Raw genomic sequence first — 3,118 nt, 5'->3', positions numbered from 1 at the left:
TGGCGCGACAAGGCGCCCGGCGTCGCGCCATGCGTGACATCGGCGGCATTCGGCCGGATCAGCGCGGGACCGCCGTCAATGGGGCGGGTCAAGGCGTCGATGGCACGCCCGCGCCAGGAGACATGCGGCGTAACGGTGAGCGGGCCGCGACGAAAGACGGCGCCGCCGATACCGGCATCGGCGCTGCGCTCGAAGGGAGCTATCACCACCTCGTCGCTGCCGATCTTGACGATCTCGCCGCGTCGCGCGCCGGCCTTGCCGCGCTGCTCGACGATGTCGCCGAGCCTGGCAATCCCGGACAGGCCGCGGACCTTGTAATGCGTCGGCGATATCTCGGCGATGCGGCCGCCGCGCGCAAGCAACGCCTGCGGATCGTCGAACCGGCGCCAGATGCGTTCGAGCGCGGCCAGCCGGTCCGTCCTTCCGGAATTGGCCGGGCTCTCGGAAGCGCGCAACAGGGACGAGCCGGTCGTCATGCCGTCACTTCGAGCCGAGCGTCTTGATGGCGTCGTCGGTGGAGGAATCGGTCTGCCGCATCAGCGCCGCCGTGTTCTCGAAAGCGCGCTGCACTTGGATCAGCCGGGTCATTTCCAGCACCGGGTTTACGTTCGACTCTTCCAGAAACCCTTGTGCGACACCGAGGTCCGAACGATCGGTGACCGGTTCGGGCGTGCGCGCCGGAACGATGCCCGAATTGCCGTAGCGGACGAAATTCTCGCCGGGGTCGAAATTGTAGAGACCGATCGCTCCGACCAGCTGGTCGTTCTGCCTGAGCGAGCCGTCGGCGCCTGCCTTGGGCGGCCCGTTGCGCGGATCGAGCTGGATGGGAGCGCCGCCGCTGTCCAGCACCGGATAGCCTTCGATCGACATCAGCTCGCCGTTCTCGTTCATGGAGAAGCGGCCGTCGCGCGTCATCACCGTGCCGGCGGGCGTATCGATGGCGAACCAGGCGTCGCCCTGGATGGCGAAGTCGAAGGGGTTGCCGGTTTCGGTCAGTGCGCCATGCGCGCCGGAAAGATAGGTATTGCCGGAGGAGGCGAAGGAGACCGACTTCGGCCCGGTGCCCGAGACCACGTCCTCGAACTTCACGCCGGTGGCGCGAAAGCCGATGGTCGAGGCATTGGCGACGTTGTCGGCGATGGTGTCTAGACGGCGCTCGAGCGCGATCTGAGAGGAAAGGGCGACGTAAAGACTGTCCTGCATGATCTCAGAACTTCAATTGCTGCATGGCCAGCATCAGATCCGTGGAGATGCCGACACTGGTGGGCTGCGCGAAGAGCACGCTGACCGACGTCACCGCCGTCGAGGTCGGGTGGGCGACCTCGTACATGCTGGTGAAGCGGGTCAGGAACTTGCTGAGCTTCTCGGGGTCGGTGAAGTCCTTGATGTCGAGCTTCTGCCCGAAGAGCTGCGCCTGCTTGTCGATGTCGGCGGTGGCGAAGGAATCAGGCAGGCCGAGCGCGGTGCGCACCACGCTGGCCAAAGCGGTGTCTGCCAGCACGTCGTACCAGCTGGTGATGTCGGGCGCCTTGCGCTGGAAATAAAGCGCCAGCCGCACGCCCTCGTTGGTCTTGCCGGCATCCTCCTCCAGCGTCTGGCGCATGTAAATGTCGACGGTCGGCTGCTGCGCCTGAACATAGGTGGTGGTGTTTGCGCCGTATTGCTCGAAGTTGAAGGCAGAGGCCAGCCCGGCATAGGCCTTGTTGGTCTGCTGGTTGGCGACGCTGTCGGGATCACGCACGCCGCCTTGCAGGACCGACTTGATCAGGTCCTTGTCCTCGGTTGCTGAATCCAGGCCGTAGGCCGCCAGTGCATAAGTATAGAGCCGGTTGTTCGACATCAGATCGTCGACAGATTTCACCTTGGTGATGTTGGCGAGATAGTAGGTCGTCTCGCCCTTCACATAGTCCGAATTCGGGTCAAGGCCGGCGATCTGGGCCTGGATGGCGTAGTTTTTCGTCACCAGCTGCTGCGCCGGGTTGTAGGCGGTCGCATTGGCGCCGTCCGCCGCGAAATTGAAAGCTTTGACGAACTGGGCATAGCGCTTGTCGGTCAGCTTGTTGGCGAAGCTGTCGGGATCGGAAACGCCTTCCTTCAGCGCCTTGACCATGAAGGCCTTGGCGTAGTCCATGTTCTCCAGCCCGTAGGCCTTCATGGCGTATTTGAACAAGCGATCATTGTTGACGAAATCGTCGATCGATTTCACCTTGGTGATGTTGGCCAGATAGTATTGGGTGTCGCGATCGACCGTCGGCTGCTGCTCGATGCGGGCGATAGACTTGGGGATGTCTTTGGCGATCAACTGGTAGCTGATATAGGTACTGAGCAAGGGCATGCCTCCGGCCGAAGCTATCCCGGAACAATAACGTCACTTCCTTGCGCGAAGCTGAATCGTGTCCGGTGCCCTCGATTCAAGCCTCACACAAGGCACGGGGACTATCCCTGATCCACGACGTGACATGCGGAAGGACCTGCCGTGGGCATTCTGATCGGACTTGTGGTGACGCTCGGCTGCGTTCTCGGCGGCTTCATGGCCATGGGCGGCCATCTGCACGTGCTGCTGCAGCCCTGGGAAGCGGTGGTCATCTGTGGCGCGGCCCTCGGCACCTTCCTGGTCGCCAATCCGATGAAGACGGTCAAGGACACCGGCAAGGGCATTCTCGAGGCCTTCAAGCAGGCGGTGCCGAAGGAGCGCGACTACCTCGAGACGCTGGGCGTCCTGCACAGCCTGATGCGCGAACTGCGCTCGAAATCGCGCAGCGAGGTCGAGGCGCATATCGACAATCCGGAGGAGTCGGCCATCTTCCAGGCTTTCCCGACCGTGCTCAAGAACCATGACCTGACGAATTTCATCTGCGACTATTGCCGCATCATCATCATCGGCAATGCCCGCTCGCACGAGATCGAGGCGCTGATGGATGAAGAGATCCAGACGATCCGCAGCGACAAGCTGAAGGCCTATCACGCGATGGTGGCGGTCGGCGACGGCCTGCCGGCGCTGGGCATCGTGGCTGCCGTGCTCGGCGTGGTGAAGGCGATGGGAGCGCTGGACCAGTCGCCCGAGATCCTCGGCGGCCTGATCGGCGCCGCGCTCGTCGGACCCTTCCTCGGCATCTTC

At 63.2% G+C, this 3,118-nt stretch carries 3 protein-coding genes and 1 pseudogene; 1 reads left to right on the top strand and 3 read right to left on the bottom strand.

The annotated features are described in order from the left end of the window. The 3 genes and pseudogenes from fliI to EOA27_RS29235 form a co-directional block, all read right to left on the bottom strand. Positions 1-476 (bottom strand): annotated as a pseudogene (gene fliI, locus EOA27_RS29245) (flagellum-specific ATP synthase FliI); the annotation flags it as partial. A gap of 4 nt (positions 477-480) precedes the next feature. Next, complete coding sequence (flgF, locus tag EOA27_RS29240; RefSeq protein WP_126081531.1) at positions 481-1,203, bottom strand: flagellar basal-body rod protein FlgF; 723 nt, start codon at positions 1,201-1,203, stop codon at positions 481-483. A 4-nt stretch (positions 1,204-1,207) separates the two neighbouring features. Further along, entirely contained in the window at positions 1,208-2,329 is a 1,122-nt protein-coding gene (locus tag EOA27_RS29235) for a DUF1217 domain-containing protein (protein ID WP_126081532.1), read from the bottom strand. A gap of 147 nt (positions 2,330-2,476) precedes the next feature. Between EOA27_RS29235 and motA the strand changes: the two genes are divergently transcribed. Next, positions 2,477-3,118 (top strand): flagellar motor stator protein MotA (gene motA, locus EOA27_RS29230; protein WP_145970600.1); only part of this gene is annotated, 642 nt, incomplete at its 3' end.

This window comes from Mesorhizobium sp. M2A.F.Ca.ET.037.01.1.1 (genome assembly GCF_003998075.1).
In the GTDB taxonomy this organism is placed as follows: domain Bacteria; phylum Pseudomonadota; class Alphaproteobacteria; order Rhizobiales; family Rhizobiaceae; genus Mesorhizobium.
Note: the sequence above shows the minus strand (reverse complement) of the source record. Positions and strands in the feature narration are given on the sequence as shown.